This window comes from Mycolicibacterium sp. Y3 (assembly GCF_051188035.1).
GTDB lineage: Bacteria > Actinomycetota > Actinomycetes > Mycobacteriales > Mycobacteriaceae > Mycobacterium > Mycobacterium fluoranthenivorans.
Genome location: NZ_JAVQLT010000001.1, coordinates 6,023,417 through 6,047,088, shown reverse-complemented (window position 1 = coordinate 6,047,088; position 23,672 = coordinate 6,023,417). Strand labels below are relative to the sequence as shown.

The window sequence follows — 23,672 nt, the reverse complement described above, 5'->3', positions numbered from 1 at the left end:
GTCAGGCAGCCGAACCGTCGGTGGGCCAGAGGTGCCCACGTCTGCGGCCCCGTGATGCGTTGCGCGGCAGAGTGATTTCGTTGTCTTCCGCAGCGGGCTGGTCTTCGGGTCCGGGCCGATTGCTGCGGCGCCACACCAGCAACGCCAGCACCGCCCCCAAGACGACCGGCAGGTGTGTCACTACCCGGACTGCCGTCACCGCACCGGATGCCGCATCGGCAATGACATAAATTGTCAGGACCCCGGAGAAGGCGCTCAGCACCCCGCCCAACCCGGCAGCGGCACCGGGCCATGCCGCTGCCCCCACCATGACGATTCCGAGCGCCATCGACCAGGCAGTCGACTCATTCAGCAGATGGCCGGCTGATGCCATGCCGTGCTGATGAGCCAGGCCTACGCTCAGCCCAAATGCTTGAGCGGCGGCAATCAGAATCTGCGCCGCGCCGACCACTAGCAGGGCTACGCGTGCCCAGTCGACGTGTCGCGGTCGGCGGTTGCGGATGTACTCCTTTGCCTGCGGTGCGACCGCGATGACCGGAGGACGGGCGAGGCGCTGGAGCAGGACGGCCTGGGCTGACACCTGCTCGAACCAGGACCGGCATTCCGCGCAGCCGGTCAGATGCTCGTTCACCCGAGCAGACGGCACGGGTTCACGCTCATTGTCAACGCGTGCTGACAGCGCTTCGCGGGCGACCTCGCATTCCACCTCTATATAGTCGCCGACAGAGTGCAGATCGTTCCCTTGGCACTCGCTGGGAACTTTTTCGCGGATTATTCCGACTAATGCGACGATGCGCGCCGTTAGCCCACTCGGCCGCGATCTACACAGCCGAAGGGAACCGATGAGCACAACAGACACCTCGACGCGAAAAGGCGAGGCCGCCGTCCTTCGCCGGATCTGGCGTCTGCATTTCTGGGTCGGACTCTTCTCCGCACCGGTACTCGTCGTCCTGGCGCTGTCCGGACTGGTGATCCTCTACAGCCAACCCCTGGACAACTGGCTCAACGGTCACCTGTTCGTGGTGGCGCAGGGGTCGGAGACCGTCCCCTTGGACGCGCAGATCGCCACCGCCAAACAGCATGTGGGACAGGAATATTCGTTCGACGCGGTGACGCCACCCGATGCGCCGAACCACTCGACGCGGGTGGACTTCCTGCCGCCGGACGCGCTCGCATACCCGGCGGGGGAGACGGACATGACCCAGGTGTTCATCGACCCCCATACCGGCCAATACCTCGGGCAGCGCAGCCAACTGTCCGGACTGGTCGGGTTCGCCAACAACGTGCACCGCATGTTCGGCAATGACGGTCCACAGATCCAGCTGCCGTCCCTGGGGCATCTGATCGACCCGGCGGCCTACCCGGACGCCACGATCCCCGTCGGCGTGGGCAACCTGTGGATGGAACTCACCGCAGTCTGGATTCTGGTGCTGCTGGCCAGCGGCATCTACCTGTGGTGGCCGCGGGCGATCGAGAGCACGAAACCACTGCTGAAGGTCCGATGGGGTAAAGGCGGCCGGATCAGATGGCGAGATCTGCACGCCCTCACCGGCGTGATCATCGCCGTCATCCTGATCTGCTACGTCCTGTCCGGGCTGACCTGGTCGCGCTATTGGGGTGAGAACTGGCGCGCCTTTTCGGCCACCGTCGCACCGTCGACCTCGGTCGACGCGCCCTCGACGCCGGCGAAGATGGGCGACTACGACCGGCTGGGCCGGCGTATCGCCTGGGCTGCCACCGACGACCCGGTGTACGCCTCCCAGCACGACGGGCCCGCTCCGGCTCCGTTAACGTTCTCCGACGTCGACAAGATCGCCAAAGACGAGCACATGGTCCCCGGCTATGCCATCATCCCGCCCGCCGACTCGACTGTGAACGGTGAAACCGTCTATGGCAGTTACACAGTCGTGAACCGCTGGCCACAGAAGACCTCCGAACAGCGCACCCTGTACCTCAACCAGTTCACCGGGCAGACGATCACCAACGCCACCGCTGCTCAAGACGGTGCACTGTCACGGCTGACCAGCTTCGGCATCGCCATGCACATGGGCAACCAACTCGGCGTGCTGACCCGGATCACGGCGACACTTGCCTGCCTGGGTGTCCTCACCAGTGTGCTGACCGGGCTGCTGATGTGGTGGAAGCGGCGACCGTCGGGACGTACCGGTGTGCCCGGGCCGGCCAGCCCCGCGACCCGGGCGGCAACACCGAAGAAGGCGGTGCTCACCGTCTCGGTCGCCGCTGTGGTCCTGGGAGTGCTCTTCCCGGTGTTCGGGGTATCGGTTCTGGTGGTCCTTGCCGTGGAGGCTGTCCTGGCGCTCAGGCGCCGGTCGAGGACTGGTGGCGAGCCGACGTCCGCACCACCCGAGGACACGCCCGAGGAGACAAGCGGCGGCGGCGATATCCCGGTGGGCGCGCTGGGCGGCTGACCTCCGGGGAGCGTAGGGGTGACAAACGGTCGCGATTGTCACTGCCATCGTGGGCTTTTCGCTATACCGCGAACCTGATTCTGAATCTCGAGTTGCCGACCGCCAGTTTTGCTCAAAGATGGTCCACAGCCCGTTGGGGTGGCGTACAGCTTATGGACATCGGATGGGCATCCGAGGCAAGCAAGGGGGAGCGGATGAGCAGGCTGCGCAGAGCGCGGACTTTCGGAACGATGGCGCTCGTGGTCGCGCTGACCGCGTCAGCGGTCGCGGCGTGCGGTGGCGACTCTTCGGAGAAGGCCGGAGGCGGGGGCGAGATCAACGTCTCGATGACGTCGTTCCCCGACTATGTGGATCCGCAGCTGTCCTACACCGTCCAGGGCTGGGAGGTGCTCTACAACGTCTACACCCCGCTGCTGACGTACAAGCACGCCAAGGGTGAGGACGGCACCAAGGTGGTGCCTGCCCTCGCCGAGGCCATGCCGGACATCTCCCCCGATGGCAAGACCTACAAGCTCAAACTTCGGCCCAACATGAAGTACTCCGACGGCACACCCATCAAGGCCTCGGACTTCACCTACGCCATCCAGCGATTGTTCAAGGCCAACTCCGGCGGATCGGTGTTCTTCAATGGCATCGTCGGCGCCAGCGACTATGCCGACGGCAAGGCGCCCACCATCACCGGTATCACCACCGACGACGCGACCGGCGATATCACCATCGCGCTCACCGAAGCCAGCGGCACGTTCAACAACGTGCTCGCGCTGATGTTCGCCGCTCCGGTACCGCCCAGCACCCCGCTGGACAAGGACGCGACCAACACTCCGCCGCCGTCCAGTGGACCCTTCATGATCTCCAAAGTCGATGCGCCGCAGACGTTGACCATGGAGCGCAATCCGAACTTCAAGACGGTGAAAGACGCTGGGGCTACCGAGGTCGCCGACGCAGGAGTGGACAAGATCACCGTCACCCAGAACAAGAGCAATGCGGCACAGGTCACCGGTGTCGAGCAGAACACCATCGACTTCATGGTCGACCCGCCCGACGCCGATCGGCTGGCCGAGGTCAAGGCGAAGTTCGGGGATCGGTTCCGCCTCGACGAGTCGATCAACACCTACTACTTCTTCATGAACAACAAGACGGCCCCGTTCAACGACGTCCGGGTTCGCCAGGCCATCAACTACGCGATCGACCCGGAGGCGCTCAACCGGGTGTTCGGCGGCCGCCTTCATCCCACCCAGCAGATCCTGCCGCCGGGGATGCCCGGCTACGAGGAATACAAGTTGTATCCCGGACCGGACATGGCCAAGGCGAAACAGCTTCTGGCCGAGGCCAACCCGACGGACAAGGACATCACCGTCTGGACCGATGACGAGCCGGAGCGCAAGCGCATCGGCGAGTACTACCACGACCTGCTGACCCAGCTCGGCTTCAACGCCACCCTCAAGGTGGTCGCCGGCAACGTCTACTGGGCCACCATCGGCAACCAGTCCACCCCCGATGTCGACACCGGGTTCGCCGACTGGTTCCAGGACTTCCCGCATCCGGACGACTTCTTCCGACCGTTGCTCAACGGTGCGAGCATCCTGCCGACCAACAGCAACAACTTCTCGCGGGTGAGCATCCCCGAACTGGATGCGAAGGCCAATGAGCTGCGCACCCAGCAGATGTCCGACGATGTCAAGAAGCAGTATGCCGAGCTGGACCGCAAGTACATGGAACAGGCGGTGTGGGCGCCCTACGGAAACGAGGAGTTCGCCACCTTCGTCTCGGAGCGCATCGACTTCGACAAGACGATTCCGCATCTCCTGTTCAACCAGGACTGGTCCGCGCTGGCGCTCAAGTAGATGGGCGCCCCTGTCGGGGACGTCGTAGTGCCGGGTGAGCCTGTTCTACCCGTCGGCGTCCCGCCGGAGCAGATCCGAGGCCGCAGCCCCTGGTACCTGGCGTGGATCCGGTTGCGCCGCAACCGGACGGCGCTCGCGTTCGGTGTGCTGTTCCTGCTGATCGTGCTGACGTGTCTGGCGGCACCGCTGTGGTCCGAGCATGTCGCCCATACCGGTCCCAACGAGAACCACATCACCGACAAGACCCTGGTCGACGGTCACCAGACCGACGTGGTGTCGGCCGACGGCACGCCGATCGGTCCGGGACTGCGCGGGCGCTACCTGCTCGGCGCCGATCAGAACGGCCGCGATGTCATGGTCCGGCTGCTCTACGGCGGGCGCACCTCGATCTTCATCGGTGTGGCCGCGGCCGTGGTGACCACGGTGCTCGCCGTGGTGGTGGGACTGCTGTGCGGTTTCTACCGCGGCTGGATCGACGCGGTGCTCTCCCGGGTGATGGATGTGGTGTGGGCCTTCCCGGTGTTGCTGCTGGGTATCGCCCTGGGCACGGCACTCGCGCTGGGTGGTTTGAAGATCGGCTCCCTGACCATTGCCGGCGACTCGCTGTGGATCCCGATCCTGATCATCGGCCTGGTGTACGTGCCCTATATGGCGCGACCCATCCGTGGCGAGGTGCTCGCGCTGCGGGAGAAGGAGTTCGTCGAAGCCGCGGTCTCCCAGGGCATGGGGCCGTGGCGGATCATGTTCTCCGAACTGCTGCCCAATACGGTGTCCACCGTCATCGTGTTCTTCACGCTGAACATCGCGAACAACATGCTGCTGGAATCCGCGCTGTCCTTCCTGGGTGCCGGCGTGCGGGCGCCTAACGCCTCCTGGGGCACGATGATCGCCGATGGCTATCAGACCATCTACACCGCGCCGCACCTGACGATCGTTCCGGGCGCGATGATCGTGCTGACCGTGCTGTCGCTGAACGTGTTCGGTGACGGCCTGCGCGATGCGCTGGATCCGCGGGCCAAGATCCGGATGGAGCACTGAGACATGCTCCGATTCGCCGCGCGCCGTGTGCTGGGCATGATCGCCGTCTTGTTCGCGATCACCGTCCTGATCTTCGTGATCTTCAACGTGATTCCCAACTCCGACCCGGCGGTGCGCATCGCCGGCAAGAACGCCGACCCGGCGCTGATCGCGCGGGTGAGTGCCGACCTCGGTCTGGATCAACCACTTCCGGTGCAGTACCTGACCATGATGAGGCAGATCTTCACCGGCGAACTCACCTCGTATGCCAGCTCGCAGAATGTCGTCGAGCAGATCTGGAAGGGCCTGCCCGCCACCTTCTCACTCTGCATCGGTGCGGCGGTGCTGTGGATGACCCTGGCGATCGTCTTCGGATATCTGTCGGCGGTGCACTCGGGGAAGTTCACCGACCGGCTGCTGTCCATCCTGGCATTGACCGGGATCTCCATGCCGGTGTTCTGGCTCGCCGCAATCCTGTTGTACTACTTGAGTTTCAAGGCCCAGTTGTTCCCGACGAGCAGTTATGTCCCACTGACCAAGAACCCGGCGCAATGGGCATACCACCTGGTGCTGCCGTGGATCACCCTGGCGGTGCTCTACGTGGGCTTCTACAGCCGGGTGCTGCGCGCCAACATGCTCGACGTGATGAACGAGGATTACGTCCGCACCGCGCGGGCCAAGGGAATCGGTGAGAGGCAGGTGCGGTTGCGGCATGTGTTGCGTAACTCGATGATTCCGATCGTGACGATGTTCGGGCTCGACTTCGGAGTGGTCGTCGGTGGCGGCGCGATCCTCACCGAAACGGTGTTCAACCTCAACGGGGTCGGGTTGTACGCCGGGCAGGCGATCGGCAGTCTGGACCTGCCGCCGCTGATGGGAGTCACCATGTTCGGTGCGTTCTTCATCGTGTTGTTCAACACCATCGTCGACATCCTGTACGCCTTCCTCGACCCACGGATCCGGCTCGGAGAGGCGGCACCGGCATGATGCTGCAAGTCGACGGGCTGACCGTCAGTTTCGCCACCGACGGCGGGGAGGTGCGTGCCGTCGACGGTGTGTCGTTCGGGCTCGATGCGGGCGAGATCTTGGCCATCGTCGGCGAATCGGGCTCGGGCAAGAGCGTGACAGCACAGACTCTGCTCGGCTTGACCCGAGCACCGAACGCCACTATCGGCGGCGCGGTGCACTTCGACGGCACCGATCTGAACGAGCTGGACGACGATGGCTGGCGGGCGGTGCGCGGCGAGCGGATCGCGATGATCTTCCAAGACCCGATGACCTCGCTGAATCCGGTCTATCGCGTCGGCGACCAGCTGATCGAGATGATCCGGGCGCACCGCAAGGTGTCCAAGGCCGAGGCGCGGGACCGTGCCGTGGAGCTGCTGCGCTCGGTGGGTATCCCGAATCCCGAACGGCGCGTGCGGGACTACCCACACGAGTTCTCCGGAGGCATGCGGCAGCGGGTGATGATCGCGATGGCGCTGTCGCTTGATCCCGACGTGCTGATCGCCGACGAACCGACCACCGCCCTCGACGTCACGGTGCAGGCGCAGATCCTGCGGCTGCTGGCGCGGCTGAACTCCGAACGTGGCCTGGCCGTCGTGTTGATCACCCATGATCTGGGTGTGGTCGCCGAGGTCGCCGACCGGGTGGCGGTGATGTATGCCGGTCAGATCGTCGAAGAGGCGAGCCTGGATGAGCTGTTCTACGACCCGCAGCATCCCTACACCTGGGGCCTGCTGGGTTCACTGCCCCGACTCGACCAGCCCAACCCGGAGCGGCTGGCTCAGATCGCCGGGGCACCACCGTCGTTGACCGACCTGCCGCCCGGCTGCCGGTTCGCCCCCCGCTGTCCACACGTCTTCGACAAATGTGCCGAACCGCCGCCGCTGCACCGGGATCGGTGCTGGCTCTCCGCCGAGCAGAAGCGCACCCTGCGGGTGGTGGACGGCCGAATCGGGCTGCGCAAGCCGGTGACCACATGAGCCCCCTCCTGGAGGTCACCGACCTGGTGAAGCACTTCCCGATCAAATCCGGTGTCGTCATCGACCGGGAGATCGGCCGGGTCCGTGCGGTCGACGGCGTCAGCCTGACCCTGGACGAGGGGGAGACCCTCGGGCTGGTGGGCGAATCCGGTTGTGGAAAGTCGACGCTGTGCCGGCTGATCATGCAGCTGAGCACACCGACCTCGGGATCGGTGCGTTTCGCCGGCGAGGAACTGGTGGGCAAGAGCCCCCGTGAACTGCGTGCCGTGCGCCGCCAGATGCAGATGATCTTCCAGGACCCCTATGCCTCGCTGAATCCGCGTAAGCGGGTCGGTCAGATCATCGGTGCGCCGATGGAGTTGCATGGCCTGGCCAGCGGGCGGGACGTCACGACGAAGGTCCGTGACCTGCTGGACCGGGTCGGATTGCGGCCCGAACACGCCGACCGCTTCCCGCACGAGTTCTCCGGTGGCCAGCGACAGCGCATCGGGATCGCCAGGGCGCTGGCGCTGCGGCCGAAGCTGATCATCGCCGACGAACCCGTCTCGGCGCTGGACGTGTCGGTCCAGGCGCAGATCGTCAACCTGCTCAAAGACCTGCAGGACGAGTTCGGGTTGTCCTATCTGTTCGTCGCGCACGATCTCGGTGTCGTCCGGCACGTGTCGAACCGGGTCGCGGTCATGTACCTGGGCAAGGTCGTGGAGAGTGCCTGGGCCTCGAACCTGTACGACCACCCGATGCACCCGTACTCCACCGCCCTGCTGTCGGCGGTGCCTGTCCCGGATCCGCGGCGCAACGCCGCCCGGGAACGGCTGGTGCTCGAGGGTGATGTCCCCAGTCCCATCGACCCACCCGGGGGGTGTCGATTCCACACCCGCTGCCCGTGGTCGACGGGGGTCTGTGAGAGCGACGAGCCCGCGCTGGTCGACCACACCGCGTCGGCCGAATCCGGGCATGTCGCGGCCTGTCACCACCCGCGACATCTCGACTGAGGACTCCTGCCAGCAGCTTCTGCCCGCGTCACAGCATTCCCGCTGAATTTGAGCGCCAGCGACACGCCCGGTTATGATCACGAAACTGTAACAACCAGTGCACGGTCAGATATCGGAAGTTGCTGCGTATGCCCCGTCTCGGTCGTAATGTGCAGTCGGTGAGCCGACACGCATTAGTCCGCAGGCGTGCCCCCAGGCCGTCTTCGCTGGTTCTGGCCGCGCTCGTACCAGCGGCGATGCTGGCCGCAGCGGCAGGCGATGTGCAGCCACTGGCCGCCGGCCGAGCGGCCGAACCCGTGGTCGAGCACGTCGTCACGGTCGCCGACGACGTGCCCTACGGCCTGGAGATCGTTGCCGCGCCCGCAGCCTTCTCCTCGGCGCCCACCGCGGTGCAACCCCAGGTCAGCTTCGCCGCAGCCCAGACCGGCACCGCGTCGCGCTGGCGGCTGGACACCCGGCCGCTGCTGCTGCCCGTCGGTCTGGCCCCCGAGCGGGGCCTGCAGGTCCGCACCATCCTGGTGTCGCGGACCATCAGCGCGACGTTTCCGGAGATCCACAGCATCGGCGGCGTGCGTCCGGACGCGCTGCGCTGGCATCCGGACGGTCTGGCCCTCGATGTCATGATCCCGAACCCCGGTTCGGCCACCGGGATCGCGCTGGGCAACGAGATCGTCTCCTTCGTCCTGAAGAACGCGGTCCGGTTCGGCATCCAGGACGCCATCTGGCGCGGCGTCTACTACACGCCGGGCGGCGCGCAGAGCGGCGGCTACGGACACTACGACCACGTCCACATCACCACCACCGGTGGCGGCTACCCCACCGGCAGCGAGGTCTATCCCCGCTGAATGCGGGTTTCACCGCGCTCGCGCTCCCGCCATACCGCATCCTGATCTCGACATTGCGAGAGAAGGTGGCACTCATTGGCCCAATCCATTGCCGCTGCGCCGCGGTTGATCTGGCGCAGCCTGGGCATGCTCCGTGCGGTGCGGGGACTCATCGTGATCTCCCTGCTGCTCGGCGTCATCGCCTCGTCGCTGCCGTACGTCTCGGCGGCGGCGTTCGGGCCGATGATGCAGGTGGTCGCCGATGCTGGACAGGGCGGCAACCTGAGCGGGGTGTGGGAGCTGCGGGGGCCGCTGGTGGCCCGCGAGGACGGGTTGCTGCATTCGGTGGCCGGTTCGGTGCCGTTCGCGGTGCTGTTGGCCACCTGGGCGGTGTCGCTGGTGCTGACCCAGTTGATGTATTTCGTCAACGGCTGGGTGGGTGCGAAGGTCGAACAGATCCTGGTGGTCGACATTCGGCAGCGGGTGCACGACCACCTGCAGACGCTGTCGATGGATTTCTTCGCCCGCTCACGCACCGGTGAGTTGATCCAGCGGGTCACCGCGGAATCCTCGGGTGTGCAGAGGTTGTTGACCGGATGTCTCATCCCGCCGCTCATCGACAGCCTCGTGCTGCTGTCGGCCATCGGGTATCTGATGATCATCTGCTGGCAGATGACGGTGGCCTCGCTGGTACTCACCCCCCTGGCGCTGTTCACGCTCCGGTTCGCGGGTGCGCGCGTCCAGTCCGCGGTGCACCACGAGATGACCGCCGACCGTGCCATGTCCACGGAGCTGGAGCAGACCGTCAGCGGTATCTCCGAGATCCAGATGTTCAATGCACAGCCGTTGCGCAGCAAGCGCTTTCACGAGGTTTCCGAGAATGCGGCGAAGGCGGGCGCGTCCTCGGTGGCGTGGATGCAGGCCACTGCCAACGGTTCTCAGATCTTCGTCGCGCTCAGCACGGTGGTGGTGCTGCTCGTCGGGGTGAGTTTCAGCGACGACTTCGGGTTGACCTTCGCCGGGCTGCTGGTGTTCGCGGGCATGGTGCCGACGATGTTCGGTGCGGCGCAACGGGTCATGGGTGCGTACACGACGTACAAATCTGTGGCGCCCAACGCGACCTCGACCTACGAATTGCTGGACACCCGCCCGTCGGTGGTGCAGATCCCCGGCGCCACCGCACTCGGGCCGGTACGGGGCAATCTGGTGTTCGATGAGGTCACCTTCGGCTATACGCCCGATCATGCGGTGCTGGACGGACTCTCGTTCACCGTCGCCGACGGGGAGACTGTCGCGCTGGTCGGCGGTATCGGTTCGGGAAAGTCGACCGTGTTCAACCTGATGCTGCGGTTCCTGGATCCACAAGGCGGACGCATCCTGCTCGACGGGCATGACATCGCGGCCGTCACCGTCGACTCGTTGCGCGAGCAGGTCTCCAAGCTCGCCCAATTCCCGTTCTTCACCAAGGACACCATCCGGGCCAACCTGAGGCTGGCTCGCCCGGAGGCCAGCGACGCCGAGATCGAGGCGGCGTGTACCGAGGCGGGTATCCATTCCGTCATCACCGACCCGGTGAAGATGTTCGACGGCTACGACACGGTGATCGACGTCCAGGTGCCCTCCGGGGGACAGAAACGGCTCATTGCACTGGCGCGTTGTCTGCTGCGCAGGCCCGAGGTGCTCCTGCTCGACGAGCCGACCGAGAATCTCGACGCCGATCAGCGGGCCCGGCTGACCGGTGTGATCCGGGGTTATGCCCGGGACCGTACCTGCCTGGTGATCAGCCACGATATGGATTTCATCGCCGCCGTCGCCGACCGGATCATGGTGCTCGAAAACGGCCGGATAGCCCAGTCGGGCGATCACCGTTCGCTGATTGCGCAGGGTGGCCTCTACAAGCGGCTCTACGAGGCGCAGAACGCCGAGGTGCGCTGAAGATCGGCGGTCAGTTAACAGGACCCGAACAGAGGTTGAACGACCGCCGTCACTTGGATCGTCTAAGGTTCTGCTGTGCCTGAGATGGATCGCCGCAAGGTGATGATGATGATGGGCCTCGGCGCTGCTGCAGCCGTGCTGCCCACCCAGACCGCCCACGCAGAGCCGCTTCCCGGTGATCTGGGACCCGTTCCAGGACCCGGTCCGGCGGCCCCGGGTGCGCCTGCACCGGCTGCCGCGGTCGCCGGTCCCACGTTCCTGTTCCAAGACGAATTCAACGGTCCGGCCGGTGCGCCGCCGGATCCGGCGGCGTGGTTCGTCGTGCCGGCTCGCGAGGTCATCAGGAACCCGGTCGAGTGGGACAAGCCCTACAACATGGGCCGTTACGTCACCGACCAGGAGCACGTGTTCCAGGACGGCAAGGGCAACCTCGTCATCCGGGCCACCCGCGGGCCGGGCAACAACATCCAGGAGCGCTACGCCGGCGCCAAGGTCATCGGCAACTGGCGTGGCGGGATCGGCACCACGTGGGAGGCCCGGGTCAAGCTGAACTGCCTGACCGACGGCGCCTGGCCCGCGTTCTGGCTGCTGAACGACGATCCGGTGCGTGGCGGTGAGGTGGACCTGGTCGAGTGGTACGGCAACCGCGACTGGCCCTCGGGCACCACGGTGCACGCCCGGCTGGACGGCACCTCGTTCGCCACCGACTCGCACCCGATCGACAGTGGCTGGCACACCTGGCGGATGACCTGGCTACCCACCGGCATGTATTTCTGGAAGGACTACGCGCCCGGGATGGAGCCGTACTTCACCGTCCCGGCCAATTCGCTGGACGACTGGCCGTTCAACGACCCCGGATACACGCTGGCCCCGGTGTTCAATGTCGCCGTCGGCGGTTCCGGTGGGCGTGAGCCCGGCGGGGGTAACTACCCGGCCGAGATGCTGATCGACTGGATCCGCGTCTTCTGATCTCACCCCTCACCCGGGTGAGAACCCGCAGCGTGCGATGAGCGGGTGTTCGGCACCGACGAGTTGGTGGGTGACGTCGTCATAGGCGGTGATGTGGCCGAAGATGATGTCGTCCGGCGCCGGTTGCCGGCGGACCTGTTCGACGATGGTCACGGCTCGGGTGGACAGGTCGGCTATCTGCCGCAGCGCGTTGACGATATCGGGTTCGCCACGACGCGCGGCGTAGTCGTGAAGTTGATCTGACCATCCCCGATAGGTCGCCAGACTGGGCCCGGTCGAGGTGATCAACCACGGGTTGAGCAGCTTGTCGTTGTCGGCCACGTACGTGATGGCGATGTCGGCGGTGTGGCATTCATAGGTGTCGGTTCGGCTGATGACCCAGGCCGGCAGCGCCGCGGCACCGATCACGAGCAATGCCAGAGCCGGGGCGACCCAGCGCGGGCGCCGCCCGGCCGGCGCGATGGCAGCCGGGGTTGCGGTGACGGTGTCCATGAGGCTCCCCCTCGGTACCGTCGGCGTTCCCCTCCCCGGGAGCCCCGCCGGCCACATTGCAAACTGATACCTCAGTCATTTAATTCGACGGTAGGGATCCCGTCAAGATGTGTGGGTCACTGGTGCATCCGGCGGGCGCCGGCGACGATGGCGTCGTGCAGGGCCTGCTCGGGCTCGGACAGGGTGCTGCGCCGGCACACCAGGACGAACTCCAGCTCGCCCAGCTGTGGCAACCGGTCGTCATCGACTCGGTGAAGACCTTGGGGCAGAAGGGTTTCGGCATGCGGGACGATCCCGAGTCCGGCCAGCACGGCAGCCTGTAGGCCCAGTTGGCTGTCGCTGACGCACGCGATGCGCCAGGTGCGTTGCTCGCGTTCCAGGGCCCGCAGTGCCACATGACGAGTCAGGCTCGGCGGGGGATAGGTGACGATGGGGACCGGGTCGCCGACATCGGTCGTTCCGGCGCGCCCCGCCCACACCAACCGGTCCTGCCACAGCAGTTCGCCGTGCTGCTCGCCGGGCAGGCGCTTGGCGACCATCATGTCCAACTCCCCGGCGGCCATCCGGATCTTGAGGTTCTCGCTGAGTCCGACGACGAGTTCGAGGTCCACGGCCGGATAGGCGCGCTGGAATTCGACCAGCACGTCCGGCAGGTCTCGGGTGACCAGGTCGTCGGACGCGCCGAGCCGGATGAAACCGGTCAACCGGGATTCGGAGAAGTACCGGTCGGCCTGGGCCTGGGCGTCCAGGATGCTGCGTGCGAAGCCGACCATGGCCGCCCCGTCGGCCGTGAGGGCCAGGTTGCGGGTGTCCCGGCGGAACAGCTCGCGGCCGACCGCCTGTTCGAGGCGGGCGATGTGCCCGCTCACGGTCGACTGCCGCAGGCCGAGTACGCGGCCGGCGGCGGTGAACCCGCCTGCGCGTTCGACGGCCAAGAACGTGCGCAACTTTTCCGGATCCAACACATTCATCACGCTACTCGATGCGATTTATCTTGTTAATCGCCTTTCGCAATGAGTCTCCCGGCTTCTACGGTGAACCGGTGAGACTTCTGGCCAAACTCCGCATCGACGGATTCCTGCTCGGGTTGTTCGCCGCCATGGCGATCGGGCTGTTGCTACCCGCAAGCGGTGGTGCCGCCGGCGTACTGGACTGGGCCACCAAGGTCGCGATCGCGGTGCTGTTCCTGTTGTACGGGACCAGGCTGGAGCCGCGTGAGGCGTTGCAGGGTCTGCGGCATTGGCGTCTGCACACCACTGTCCTGACCGCGACCTATGTGCTGTTCCCGCTGCTGGGTCTGGCGCTCAAGCTGCTGGTGCCCTCGGTGTTGACCAATGATCTCTACACCGGCGTGCTCTATCTGTGCCTGCTGCCGTCCACCGTGCAGTCGTCGATCGCGTTCACCTCGATAGCCCGCGGCAATGTCGCGGCCGCAGTGGTCAGTGCGTCGGCGTCGAACATGCTGGGGATCTTCATGACCCCGCTGCTGGTCACCCTGCTGATGCAGACCACCGGCGACGCGACGGTGTCGGCGCGGTCGATCCTGGAGATCGTCGTCCAACTTCTGCTGCCGTTCGTCGCCGGACAACTGTTGCGGCCCAAACTGCATCGGGTGTTGTCGCACACCACCTTGACCAAGATCGTCGACCGCGGCTCGGTGTACCTGGTGGTGTATGCGGCCTTCAGTGCGGGGATGACCGAACACATCTGGGCCGGTATGACGGTGACCCACCTCCTGGCCGTCGTCGGGGTGTGCGTACTGCTGCTGGCCGTGGTGCTGGGTGTGACGGCGGGGGCGGCCAGGCTGATGGGCTTCAACCGGGCCGACCGCATCGTGGTGATCTTCTGTGGTTCCAAGAAGAGCCTGGCCACCGGGCTGCCCATGGCGACGGTGCTGTTCGCCGGGCACCCGGTGGGCCTGATCGTGTTGCCGTTGATGATCTTTCACCAGATTCAGCTGATCACCTGTGCGACGCTGGCCGGCCGCTGGGGTCGGGCGGCCGACGCGGAGTGCCTCGCGGAACAGCACACCGTCGGCGTCCGGTGATCACCGTCCGCTCGGCTTTCAGCCGAGCGGCGGGACCGACCCCCACGAGCCGTATGGGCCGTTCATCACCCCGGTCCTGGGCTGCGGCACATCGAATCCGTCGATGCCCTGCGGTCCCAGACAGCGTGACGTCGACACCGCCACACTGCACGGGTCGTTGATGGCTGCTGCGGCGGCGGTCGGCGCGGTGAGCGAGGCGGCGGCGATACCTGCCGCAGTGATGAACGGGACGGCGATGATCGTGAACCGCATGGTGGTTCCTTTCTCGGTGTGGATGCTTGACATCCTGTCTACCCGCGCCGGGCTGGCACGGAAACGCCCTCATAGACAATGCATATGAAGGCAGTCGGCCGTTTTTGGCGCGAGCCGATCGGCAGGACGGATTACTATTCGCCGATGACCAAAGAGTCGAAAAAGGGCAACGCGGAGAAGAAGGCCAAGAAGCGCGACTCCGCCGGCAAACTGTCCAACCGCGTGTATGAAGCTGAGTTATTCCGTCTCCAAACCGAATTCGCCAAACTCCAGGAGTGGGTGAAACACACCGGGGCGCGCGTCGTGGTGGTGTTCGAAGGACGTGACGCCGCGGGTAAGGGCGGGACCATCAAGCGGATCACCGAATACATGAGCCCGCGCATCGCACGGATCGAGGCACTGCCCGCTCCGAGCGACCGCGAGCGCGGTCAATGGTACTACCAGCGCTATATTTCGCAGCTGCCCGCCAAAGGCGAGATCGTGCTTTTCGACCGGTCCTGGTACAACCGTGCGGGCGTCGAGAAGGTGATGGGTTTCTGCACCCCGGAGGAACATGCCCTGTTCCTGCACCAGACTCCCCGCTTCGAGCAGATGCTGATCGAAGACGGCATCCTGCTGCGCAAGTACTGGTTCTCGGTGTCCAATGAAGAGCAGCTGCGCCGGTTTCGGTCGCGCTTGAATGACCCTGTGCGCCAATGGAAGCTGTCTCCGATGGATATGGAGTCGGTGTACCGGTGGGAGGACTACTCGCGCGCCAAGGACGAGATGATGGTGCACACCGACACCGCGCTGAGCCCATGGTTCGTGGTGGAGTCCGATATCAAGAAGCACGCGCGACTGAACATGATGAGCCATCTGCTCTCGACCATCGACTATCACGACGTGGAGAAGCCGGAGGTCATTCTGCGTGAGCGGCCCGCCGTCAGTGGCGGCTACCAGCGGCCGCCCCGGGAATCGTCGACGTACGTCGACGATTTCGTGGCGACGCTGCTGGGGGACATCGAGTAGCCCCCAACCCTTGCGTGATTACCAATGCGGTGCCAGCGGGGTCTAAAGACCCTGCCCAAACCGTTCCGCGAAGGCGGACGGTGAGACCCCGGAGTGACGTTGTCTAGACGGAGAGCCCGTCGGGAACAGGGGGCCGATCGTGGTTTCGCCCGAGACCATCACCAAGCCGTTGAGCGCAGTCGGCGGGTTCTACGCGTTGGCACTGGACACCCTGGTCGCGATGTTCAAGCGGCCCTTCGCCTGGCGTGAGTTCGTCCTACAGACCTGGTTTGTGGCGCGGGTGGCGATTGTCCCGACTTTCCTCCTGGCGATCCCCTTCACCGTGCTCGTCGTCTTCACCCTCAATGTCCTACTGACCGAATTCGGCGCCACCGACTTCTCCGGCACCGGCGCGGCCAGCGCCTCGGTCACCGAGATCGGACCGATCGTGACCGTTCTCGTCGTGGCTGGAACGGGCGCCACTGCGATGTGCGCGGACTTGGGTTCGCGTGCCATCCACGACGAGATCGACGCGCTGCGGGTGATGGGCGTCGACCCCGTCCACCGCCTGGTGGTGCCACGGGTGGTGGCCGCCAGCCTGATCGCCGTATCCCTGGTTTCCTTGGTGACCTTCGTCGGGCTGGCCGGCTCCTACTGCTTTGCCGTCTTCGTCCAGCACGTCACCCCCGGTGCCTTCGCCGCAGGCCTGACCTTGTTCACCGGGCTGCCCGACATCATTCTGGGTTTGGTCAAGGGCGCGCTGTTCGGCATCGCGGCCGCTCTGATCGCCTGCTACAAGGGCATATCGGTACGACGAGGCCCGCAAGGCGTCGGCAACGCCGTCAACGAGACCGTCGTGTACTCGTTCGTCGCATTGTTCGTCATCAACATCATCGCGACGGCCGTCTACTACACGAGTTTCACATGACGGACAGCATTGCCGATCGTCCGTTCCTCGGGGGGCTCCCCAGGGCGGTGAGCGGCATCGCCGAAGGCTGGAACCGCGTCGGAACTCAGCTCGCGTTCAACGCCAGGTCGATCCGCGAGATCGGGATAGCGACCACCCGGTACAGAACGGAGATCCTGCGCCTTGTCGCCCAGATGAGCCTGGGCACCGGCGCGCTGGCGCTCGTCGGGGGCACCGTGGTCATCGTCGGCTTCCTCACCCTGTCGACGGGCGCCGTCGTCGCCGTGCAGGGCTACAACGAGCTGTCCGGCATCGGTGTGGAGGCGATGACGGGTTTCATCTCCGCATATGTCAATGTCCGCATCATCTCCCCGGCGGTGGCCGGCATCGGCCTGGCGGCCACGATCGGTGCGGGTGCCACCGCACAACTGGGGGCGATGCGCATCGCCGGCGAGATCGACGCGCTCGAGGTGATGGCGGTGCGGTCGGTCGCCTATCTGGTGTCCACCCGGGTCGTGGCCGGCGTGGCGGTGGTGGTCCCGCTGTACTGCGTGGCGATGGTGTGCGCGTTTCTGTCCGCCAGGTTGGGTACCACGGGTTTCTACGGTCAGTCCACCGGCGTCTATGACCACTACTTCAACACCTTCCTCAAGTCGACGGACCTGCTCTGGTCGGTTCTCACGGTGATCCTGATGGGGACGGCCGTCATGCTGGTGCACACCTACTACGGCTACACCGCGTCGGGCGGACCGGCGGGAGTCGGCAGGGCGGTCGGGCATTCGGTGCGCACCTCGCTGATCGTGGTGGTGCTGTTGCTGTTGGCGGTCGCCATGTCCGTCTACGGACAGTCCGGCAACTTCCACCTCTCGGGGTAGCAACGATGTCCGATCCGCGCTCAGAAGGAATGCATCCCGCTTGGTGGACACTGCTTTTCGTGATCGCCACCGCGAGCACGGTTGCGCTGACGTCGGCGTTCTTCTCCGGATCGTTCCGTGCCTACGTACCGGTGACGCTGACCTCGGATCGGGCGGGCCTGGTGATGGACCGGGGCGCCAAGGTCAAGATGCGCGGGGTGGAGATCGGCCGGGTCGGCCAGGTCACCGGAAGGCCGGATTCCGTGAGCCTGAAACTGGAGATCGACCCGGAACAGCTGAAGTTCATCCCGGCCAACGTGGGCGCGCGCATCCGCGCGGGAACCCTGTTCAGCGGCAAGTTCGTCGAACTGGTCTATCCGAGCGACCCTAGTCCGCAACGGTTGGCCGCGGGCGCGGTGGTCACATCCACGAACGTCAGCGCCGAGATCAACTCCCTGTTCCGAGACCTGGCTGCCGTGCTCAAACAGATCGACCCCGCGAAGCTTCAGGCGGTGTTGTCCGCACTGGACGAGGGACTGAGCGGCCACGGCGCCATGATCGGTCAGGCCATCACCGACGCCGACGAGGTACTGGTCGCGGTCAACGCCCGCGCGGACACGATTACCGCCGACCGGCAGGCAGTCAGAGAGGTCAGTGACTCCTATGGTGTTGCCGCCCAGGACATTCTGAGCGCACTCGACGCGGCCGCCACCACCAGCGGTACCGTCGCCGACAGCGCGCAGGGACTGGATGCCCTGCTCACCGGCGTGGTCGGATTCTCCCGCAGTGGTATCGAGTTGCTCGGTTCACACCAGGACAACCTCATCAGAGCGGTCGACGTCTTCGATTCGACGGCTCAGCTGTTGCTGAAGTACGCCCCGACCTTCACCTGCACGCTGGTGGGCGCCAAAACCGCCCTCGATACCGGCTACCTGGACGCCACCGGCGGGGCGAACAGGAAGTCGTTGATCCTCGACAGCGCTCTGCTTCTGGGGCCGGACGCATATCGGTACCCGCAGAATCTGCCGGTCATCGGCGCCAAGGGCGGGCCCGGGGGCAGACCAGGCTGCGGATCTCTGCCCGACGTCGCCGCCAATTGGCCGGTGCGCCAACTCATCACAAACACCGGCTGGGGGACGGGCCTCGACATCAGGCCCAACCCGGGAATCGGTTTCCCCGGCTTCGCCGACTACTTCCCGGTCACCCGGGCGGTACCCGAACCGCCCAGCGTCCGCTATCCGGGCGGCCCGGCACCGGGGCCGATCCCGTACCCCGGCGCGCCACCCTATGGCGCACCGCTGTACGCCTCGGACGGAACACCGTTATGGCCCGGGCTGCCGCCGGCTCCGCCACCAGGTGCGCCGCGAGAAGCCGGGCCTGCACCGCCGGGTTCCGAACCGTTCCAGATTCCAGCGCCCGCTCTGCTTCAACCCACCCCGGCACCGTCACCATGACAAGGCATCCATGAAAGAGAACTTGCGAGGAGCAATCTGGCGCGTCGGCATCTTCATGGTGGTGTGCGCGCTGGGTTTCGTCGCCATGTTGGCGGTGTTCGCTCAACTGCGCTTCCAAGGCGAAAAGACGTACACCGCTGAGTTCCACACCGTATCGGGTCTGGAGAACGGCAACTTCGTCCGCATTGCCGGAGTCGAAGTGGGCAAGGTGCGCAACATCAGGATCCGCGACGACGGTACCGCTTTGGTGGATTTCGGCACCGACGACTCGATGGTGTTGACCCAAGGAAGCCGAGCGGTCATTCGCTACCGAAACCTCATCGGCGAGCGCTATCTGGCACTCGAGGAGGGCGCGGGTGGTACCAGGCCACTGCAACCTGGAGCCACCATCCCGGTGTCACACACCGCGCCGGCGCTGGACCTGGACGCTCTGCTCGGCGGATTCCGCCCGCTGTTCCAATCGCTGGATACCGACCAGGTCAACGCGCTGTCCAATCAGCTGATCGCGGTACTGCAGGGCGAAGGCACGACGATCACCTCGTTTCTGGTCCAGACGGCAGCGCTGACCAACAAGCTCGCCGACCGGGATCATCTGATCGGTCAGGTGATTTCGAATCTGGGCGCGGTCGTGGGATCGCTCGGCGACCAGAGTTCACAGTTCGCTGAGGCCGTCGATTCGTTGTCGGCACTGTTGACCACGCTGGCAGCGCGTAAGCATGATCTCAGCAACGGACTGGCTTACGCCGACGCGGCGGCCGGGCCGATCGGCGATCTGCTCGCCCAGGGCCGCCCACCGCTGGCGAAGGTCGTCGCCGAGACGGACCGGACTGCGAGCGTCGTGCTGGCAGATCGCGACTATCTCGACCACCTGCTCAACACGTTGCCCGATGTCTACCAGATGCTGAACCGTCAGGGGCTCTACGGCGACTACTTCAGCTTCTATCTCTGCGACCTGGTGCTCAAGCTGAACGGCAAAGGCGGGCAACCGGTTTACGTCAAGGTTGCCGGCCAGGACAGCGGGAGGTGCACACCTCGATGAAGACGTTCGCTGAACGCAATCCGCTCATCGTCGGCGCGGTCGGTATCGCGGTGACCGTGGGCGTGGTGCTCGGTGCACTCAACTACGGCAAGCTGCCGTTCGTCAACACCAACCGGCAGTACTCGGCCTATTTCGACGAAGCCGGTGGGTTGCTCACCGGTGCCGCGGTGGAGGTTTCCGGCTTCGCGTCGGGCCGGGTGAACAGCATCGACCTCGACGGGGCGCGGGTGCTGGTCAGGTTCGAGGTCGACAAGAGCATCCGGCTCGGTGACCGGACCGAGGCGGCGATCAAGACCAAGAGCATCCTGGGTGCCAAGGTCCTCGAACTGACGCCAGGTGGCGACGGCGTGCAGTCCGGCCCGATTCCCCTGGAGCGGACGAGGTCGCCCTACCAACTGCCAGACATGCTCGGCGATCTGAGCACCACCATCAGCGGGCTGGACACCAACCGATTGTCGGATTCGTGGGCGGTGCTGGCCGACACGTTCTCGGAGACCCCGCCCGCCCTCGAAGGCGCGATCCAGGGCGTGGCCCGCTTCTCCCAGACGTTGAACAATCGGGACGCTGCGCTGCGAAAGATGTTGACCGACGCCAACAAAGCCACCACGGTGCTGGCCGAGCGCAGCGGCAGCATCGTCAGCCTGATCAACGACACCAATGCGGTGCTCGTCCAACTGCGGAGCCAAGGACGGTCACTGGACCGGCTTTCCGGCGACGTCACGGCGGCCAGCCGCGAGATCAAGGCAACGATCGCCGACAACAGGCAGACACTGCGGCCCGCGCTGGACAAGCTCAACCAGGTATTGGCGATCCTCGACGACCGCAAGGACCGTGTGCAACTCGCGATCAAGAAATTCAACCAGTATGCGATGACTCTGGGCGAGTCGATGTCGGCCGGACCATTCTTCACGTTCTACATCGCGAACTTGCTACCGGGGCAGTTCGTTGCGCCGTTCGTCGACGCGGCATTCTCGGACCTGGGCCTTGACCCGAACGTGTTGGCGCCCTCGCAGCTCACCGACCCGCCGACGGGGCAGCCCGGAACGCCGGCCCTGCCCATACCGTTCCCCCGCACGGGGCAGGGCGGTGAGCCACCGCTGAACCTGCCCGACGCGATCACGGGCAACCCGGGCGATCCGCGCTATCCGTACCGGTCGCCTGAGCCGGCGCCGGCGCCGGGCGGCCCCCCTCCTGGTCCGCCCGCCGAGGCATCACCCGCGCCGAACCGGGAGGGCGAATGACCAACCGCACCAACGCCCGCATCGGCTCGGCTGCCATACTGGTGTCCACGCTCATCGCCGCCGTCGTGCTCATGATGCACTCGGCCCACGTGGCGAATCGCCGAACCGCTGTCGCGTACTTCGCGAACAGCAACGGCATCTTCGTCGGCGACGAGGTCCGCATCCTCGGGGTGACCGTCGGCAAGATTGAGGCGATCGAGCCGCAAGTCAACCTCGTCAAGATCAGCTTCTGGTATGACGACAAGTACAAGGTGCCCGCCGACGCCAAGGCCGTCATTCTCTCCCCGGCCATCGTGACCGCCCGAATCCTGCAGCTGACCCCGGCGTACACCGCCGGCCCGGTGATGCAGTCCGGTGCAGTGATCTCCGAGGATCGCACCGCGGTCCCCGTCGAGTGGGACGAACTGCGCGAGCAACTCGCGAGGATCAGCGAAATGGTGCAACCGACGCAACCGGGTGGTTTCAGCACGCTGGGATCCGTGGTGCACACCACCGCGAACACCCTGCGCGGTGAGGGGGCGAATATTCGTGATGCCATAGTCAAACTGTCGCAGGCGGTTTCGGTACTCGGTGAACGCAGTGGTGATCTGTTCAGCACCGTGAAGAATCTGTCCATCCTGGTCTACGCGCTGCGAGACAGCGGCAATCTGATGCGGCAGCTCAACGACAATCTCGCCTCGGTCACCGGCCTGCTTGCCGACGATCCGGACGAGATCGGCAATGCCGTGGTTGCCGTCAGTGCGGTGCTCGGTGACGTGCAGAGCTTTATCGCCGAGAACCGCGAGTCGCTGGGCGCCACGGCCGACAAGCTCGCATCGGTGTCGAGCGCACTGACCGCCGGCATCGATGACATCAAGCAGGCGCTTCACGTCGCCCCGAACGCACTGCAGAATCTGATGAACACCTATCAGCCCGCACAGGCCACGATGGGTGGAGCGTACGCGTTCAACAACTTTGCGGATCCGATCACGTTCCTGTGTGGGGCGATCCAGGCCGCTTCGCGGCTGGGTGCCGAACAGTCGGCCAAGCTGTGCGTCCAGTATCTGGCGCCGATCGTCAAGAATCGCCAGTACAACTTTCCGCCGCTCGGGGAGAACCTCATCGTCGGCGCCGCCGCCCGGCCGAATGAGGTGACCTACAGCGAAGACTGGATGCGCCCGGATTACGTTCCGCCGCAGCACAACGTGGATCCGGTGCGACTGCCGGCCGAGCCGCAGTCCACCGACCCGGACCAGGGATTGCGCGGCATCATGGTGCCAGACGGCGGTGGATCGTGAAGCGCGGCGCATGGACGTGGTACACCGCGTTGGCGGTTCTCCTCAGCATGCTCGCCGGTTGCGGTTGGCGTGGCCTCAACTCGTTGCCACTTCCGGGGACCGCGCGTGGTGGACCCGGCGCGTACACGATCCAGGCCCAGCTGCCGGACGTGCGAACGATCGAGCCTAACTCCCGCGTGCAGGTCAACGACGTCACGGTGGGCACTGTCACGAAGATCGAGCGCCAGGGCTGGCATGCGCTGCTGACCATGAGGATCGACGGGGACGTCGACCTGCCGGCCAATGCGACCGCGACGGTCGGCCAAAGCGGTCTGCTCGGGTCTCTGCACGTCGAGTTGGCTCCCCCGACCGACCTTCCGCCGCAGGGCAAGTTGGCGAACGGGTCGCTGATCCCGCTGTCAGCGGCCGGAAGCTACCCGTCGAGTGAACAGATGCTGACCGCAGTCTCGTTGTTGCTCAATGGTGGTGGGATCGGTCAGGTCCAGGACATCACCGAGTCGCTGAGCACTGCACTGACCGGGCGCGAGCAGGACGTGCGCAGCCTGATCCAGCAGTTGGACACGTTCACCGGGTACGTCGACAACCAGGCCGGCGACATCATCGCCACCACCGAGAGCCTGAACAATCTGTTCGGCCGGTTCGCCGATCAGAAGCCCGTGGTGGACAGGGCGTTGACGACCATCCCGGCCGCGCTTCAGGTGCTCAGCGACCAGCGGCAGACCTTGGTCGACGCGGTCGATCAGCTCGGCAAGTTCAGTGCGCTGGTGGCGGACTCCACCAACCAGACCAGAGACGGCCTGCTCGAGGAACTGAGAGACCTGGGTCCGGTGCTGGAATCACTGGCCAACGCCGGGCCTGCTCTGACCCGGGCGCTGGGCCTGTTCGCCACCTTCCCGTTTCCCACCGACACAGTCGGCAATTGGGCCCGTGGGGACTTCGCGAACCTGACTGCCATCATCGATCTGACCTTGAGCCGGCTGGACGCCTCCTTCTTCACCGGGACGCGCTGGGAGGGCAACCTGACCGAGCTGGAACTGCAGTGGGGCCGCACCATCGGACAGCTCCCCAGCCCGTATACCAGCGGCAATCCGCTCGTCGCTCCGTATCGCTGGGACCAGGGGCGATGA

22 protein-coding genes are annotated in these 23,672 nt (G+C 65.5%); 18 read left to right on the top strand and 4 right to left on the bottom strand.

The genetic code is table 11. The annotated features are described in order from the left end of the window. Window position 1: 1 nt before the first annotated feature. On the bottom strand, window positions 2-706 hold the full coding sequence (locus tag QN239_RS29595) for a zf-HC2 domain-containing protein (RefSeq protein WP_499017012.1): 705 nt from the start codon (window positions 704-706) through the stop codon (window positions 2-4). Between the two features lie 136 nt (window positions 707-842). On the opposite strand from QN239_RS29595, the gene QN239_RS29590 reads away from it, so the two are divergent. From QN239_RS29590 to QN239_RS29550, 9 genes are all read left to right on the top strand, one after another. Then, window positions 843-2,429: a PepSY-associated TM helix domain-containing protein gene (locus QN239_RS29590; protein WP_499015872.1), complete on the top strand. Its 1,587-nt coding sequence runs from the start codon at window positions 843-845 to the stop codon at window positions 2,427-2,429. Between the two features lie 230 nt (window positions 2,430-2,659). Continuing rightward, entirely contained in the window at window positions 2,660-4,273 is a 1,614-nt protein-coding gene (locus QN239_RS29585) for an ABC transporter substrate-binding protein (RefSeq protein WP_499017011.1), read from the top strand. Beyond that, window positions 4,274-5,311, top strand: a complete 1,038-nt coding sequence (locus QN239_RS29580; protein ID WP_499015871.1) for an ABC transporter permease — start codon at window positions 4,274-4,276, stop codon at window positions 5,309-5,311. 3 nt (window positions 5,312-5,314) lie between these two features. After that, window positions 5,315-6,277, top strand: a complete 963-nt coding sequence (locus QN239_RS29575) for an ABC transporter permease (protein ID WP_090358532.1) — start codon at window positions 5,315-5,317, stop codon at window positions 6,275-6,277. Continuing rightward, window positions 6,274-7,275 (top strand): ABC transporter ATP-binding protein, encoded by a 1,002-nt coding sequence (locus QN239_RS29570; RefSeq protein WP_499015869.1) that lies wholly within the window; start codon window positions 6,274-6,276, stop codon window positions 7,273-7,275. Before QN239_RS29575 ends, QN239_RS29570 begins: the two co-directional genes overlap by 4 nt. After that, window positions 7,272-8,267: an ABC transporter ATP-binding protein gene (locus QN239_RS29565; protein ID WP_499015868.1), complete on the top strand. Its 996-nt coding sequence runs from the start codon at window positions 7,272-7,274 to the stop codon at window positions 8,265-8,267. Before QN239_RS29570 ends, QN239_RS29565 begins: the two co-directional genes overlap by 4 nt. A 158-nt stretch (window positions 8,268-8,425) precedes the next feature. Next, the gene (locus QN239_RS29560) at window positions 8,426-9,112 is read left to right on the top strand and encodes a VldE C-terminal domain-containing protein (protein ID WP_499015867.1); all 687 of its coding nucleotides are present in this window, start codon (window positions 8,426-8,428) and stop codon (window positions 9,110-9,112) included. A 75-nt stretch (window positions 9,113-9,187) separates the two neighbouring features. Continuing rightward, window positions 9,188-11,026: an ABC transporter ATP-binding protein gene (locus QN239_RS29555; protein WP_499015866.1), complete on the top strand. Its 1,839-nt coding sequence runs from the start codon at window positions 9,188-9,190 to the stop codon at window positions 11,024-11,026. A gap of 84 nt (window positions 11,027-11,110) precedes the next feature. After that, a complete protein-coding gene (locus QN239_RS29550; protein WP_499017010.1) occupies window positions 11,111-11,995 on the top strand; it encodes a glycoside hydrolase family 16 protein in 885 nt (294 codons plus the stop codon). A 9-nt stretch (window positions 11,996-12,004) separates the two neighbouring features. On the opposite strand, the gene QN239_RS29545 is transcribed toward QN239_RS29550, so the two are convergent. Then, window positions 12,005-12,487 carry a hypothetical protein gene (locus QN239_RS29545; protein ID WP_499015864.1) on the bottom strand — a complete coding sequence of 161 codons (483 nt, stop codon included), beginning with the start codon at window positions 12,485-12,487 and terminating at the stop codon, window positions 12,005-12,007. Between the two features lie 116 nt (window positions 12,488-12,603). Continuing rightward, a complete protein-coding gene (locus tag QN239_RS29540) occupies window positions 12,604-13,458 on the bottom strand; it encodes a LysR substrate-binding domain-containing protein (protein ID WP_499015863.1) in 855 nt (284 codons plus the stop codon). A gap of 71 nt (window positions 13,459-13,529) precedes the next feature. Here QN239_RS29540 and QN239_RS29535 point away from each other — a divergent pair, with 71 nt between their 5' ends. Then, window positions 13,530-14,534 (top strand): bile acid:sodium symporter family protein, encoded by a 1,005-nt coding sequence (locus QN239_RS29535; protein ID WP_499015862.1) that lies wholly within the window; start codon window positions 13,530-13,532, stop codon window positions 14,532-14,534. Between the two features lie 18 nt (window positions 14,535-14,552). Here the strand turns inward: QN239_RS29535 and QN239_RS29530 are convergent, their stop codons facing one another. Beyond that, the gene (locus tag QN239_RS29530) at window positions 14,553-14,786 is read right to left on the bottom strand and encodes a hypothetical protein (RefSeq protein ID WP_499015860.1); all 234 of its coding nucleotides are present in this window, start codon (window positions 14,784-14,786) and stop codon (window positions 14,553-14,555) included. Between the two features lie 144 nt (window positions 14,787-14,930). Here QN239_RS29530 and ppk2 point away from each other — a divergent pair, with 144 nt between their 5' ends. The 8 genes from ppk2 to QN239_RS29490 all read left to right on the top strand — a co-directional run bounded on the left by ppk2 (window position 14,931) and on the right by QN239_RS29490 (window position 23,672). Beyond that, window positions 14,931-15,794 carry a polyphosphate kinase 2 gene (gene ppk2, locus QN239_RS29525; protein WP_499015859.1) on the top strand — a complete coding sequence of 288 codons (864 nt, stop codon included), beginning with the start codon at window positions 14,931-14,933 and terminating at the stop codon, window positions 15,792-15,794. 139 nt (window positions 15,795-15,933) lie between these two features. Continuing rightward, window positions 15,934-16,701: an MlaE family ABC transporter permease gene (locus QN239_RS29520; protein WP_499015856.1), complete on the top strand. Its 768-nt coding sequence runs from the start codon at window positions 15,934-15,936 to the stop codon at window positions 16,699-16,701. Further along, window positions 16,698-17,555, top strand: a complete 858-nt coding sequence (locus QN239_RS29515) for an ABC transporter permease (protein WP_499015854.1) — start codon at window positions 16,698-16,700, stop codon at window positions 17,553-17,555. The genes QN239_RS29520 and QN239_RS29515 overlap by 4 nt, the downstream gene beginning before the upstream one ends. 5 nt (window positions 17,556-17,560) lie before the next feature. After that, window positions 17,561-18,988: an MCE family protein gene (locus QN239_RS29510; RefSeq protein WP_499015851.1), complete on the top strand. Its 1,428-nt coding sequence runs from the start codon at window positions 17,561-17,563 to the stop codon at window positions 18,986-18,988. Between the two features lie 10 nt (window positions 18,989-18,998). Next, the gene (locus tag QN239_RS29505; protein WP_499015848.1) at window positions 18,999-20,027 is read left to right on the top strand and encodes an MCE family protein; all 1,029 of its coding nucleotides are present in this window, start codon (window positions 18,999-19,001) and stop codon (window positions 20,025-20,027) included. After that, window positions 20,024-21,268, top strand: coding sequence for an MCE family protein (locus QN239_RS29500; protein WP_499015845.1), 1,245 nt, complete (start codon window positions 20,024-20,026; stop codon window positions 21,266-21,268). Before QN239_RS29505 ends, QN239_RS29500 begins: the two co-directional genes overlap by 4 nt. Then, window positions 21,265-22,545, top strand: a complete 1,281-nt coding sequence (locus tag QN239_RS29495; RefSeq protein WP_499015842.1) for an MCE family protein — start codon at window positions 21,265-21,267, stop codon at window positions 22,543-22,545. The genes QN239_RS29500 and QN239_RS29495 overlap by 4 nt, the downstream gene beginning before the upstream one ends. Beyond that, the gene (locus QN239_RS29490) at window positions 22,542-23,672 is read left to right on the top strand and encodes a virulence factor Mce family protein (protein WP_499015840.1); all 1,131 of its coding nucleotides are present in this window, start codon (window positions 22,542-22,544) and stop codon (window positions 23,670-23,672) included. Before QN239_RS29495 ends, QN239_RS29490 begins: the two co-directional genes overlap by 4 nt.

What these genes read in the sequence shown, in the direction of transcription:
- QN239_RS29585 (WP_499017011.1), top strand. Translation starts at nt 2,660, where the DNA reads ATGGCGCTCGTGGTCGCGCTGACCGCGTCAGCGGTCGCGGCGTGCGGT.
- QN239_RS29580 (WP_499015871.1), top strand. Translation starts at nt 4,274, where the DNA reads ATGGGCGCCCCTGTCGGGGACGTCGTAGTGCCGGGTGAGCCTGTTCTA.
- QN239_RS29565 (WP_499015868.1), top strand. Translation starts at nt 7,272, where the DNA reads ATGAGCCCCCTCCTGGAGGTCACCGACCTGGTGAAGCACTTCCCGATC.
- QN239_RS29500 (WP_499015845.1), top strand. Translation starts at nt 20,024, where the DNA reads ATGAAGACGTTCGCTGAACGCAATCCGCTCATCGTCGGCGCGGTCGGT.
- QN239_RS29570 (WP_499015869.1), top strand. Translation starts at nt 6,274, where the DNA reads ATGATGCTGCAAGTCGACGGGCTGACCGTCAGTTTCGCCACCGACGGC.
- QN239_RS29540 (WP_499015863.1), bottom strand. Translation starts at nt 13,458, where the DNA reads ATGAATGTGTTGGATCCGGAAAAGTTGCGCACGTTCTTGGCCGTCGAA.
- QN239_RS29590 (WP_499015872.1), top strand. Translation starts at nt 843, where the DNA reads ATGAGCACAACAGACACCTCGACGCGAAAAGGCGAGGCCGCCGTCCTT.
- QN239_RS29495 (WP_499015842.1), top strand. Translation starts at nt 21,265, where the DNA reads ATGACCAACCGCACCAACGCCCGCATCGGCTCGGCTGCCATACTGGTG.
- QN239_RS29550 (WP_499017010.1), top strand. Translation starts at nt 11,111, where the DNA reads ATGGATCGCCGCAAGGTGATGATGATGATGGGCCTCGGCGCTGCTGCA.
- QN239_RS29515 (WP_499015854.1), top strand. Translation starts at nt 16,698, where the DNA reads ATGACGGACAGCATTGCCGATCGTCCGTTCCTCGGGGGGCTCCCCAGG.
- QN239_RS29510 (WP_499015851.1), top strand. Translation starts at nt 17,561, where the DNA reads ATGTCCGATCCGCGCTCAGAAGGAATGCATCCCGCTTGGTGGACACTG.
- QN239_RS29530 (WP_499015860.1), bottom strand. Translation starts at nt 14,786, where the DNA reads ATGCGGTTCACGATCATCGCCGTCCCGTTCATCACTGCGGCAGGTATC.
- QN239_RS29545 (WP_499015864.1), bottom strand. Translation starts at nt 12,487, where the DNA reads ATGGACACCGTCACCGCAACCCCGGCTGCCATCGCGCCGGCCGGGCGG.
- QN239_RS29575 (WP_090358532.1), top strand. Translation starts at nt 5,315, where the DNA reads ATGCTCCGATTCGCCGCGCGCCGTGTGCTGGGCATGATCGCCGTCTTG.
- ppk2 (WP_499015859.1), top strand. Translation starts at nt 14,931, where the DNA reads ATGACCAAAGAGTCGAAAAAGGGCAACGCGGAGAAGAAGGCCAAGAAG.
- QN239_RS29505 (WP_499015848.1), top strand. Translation starts at nt 18,999, where the DNA reads ATGAAAGAGAACTTGCGAGGAGCAATCTGGCGCGTCGGCATCTTCATG.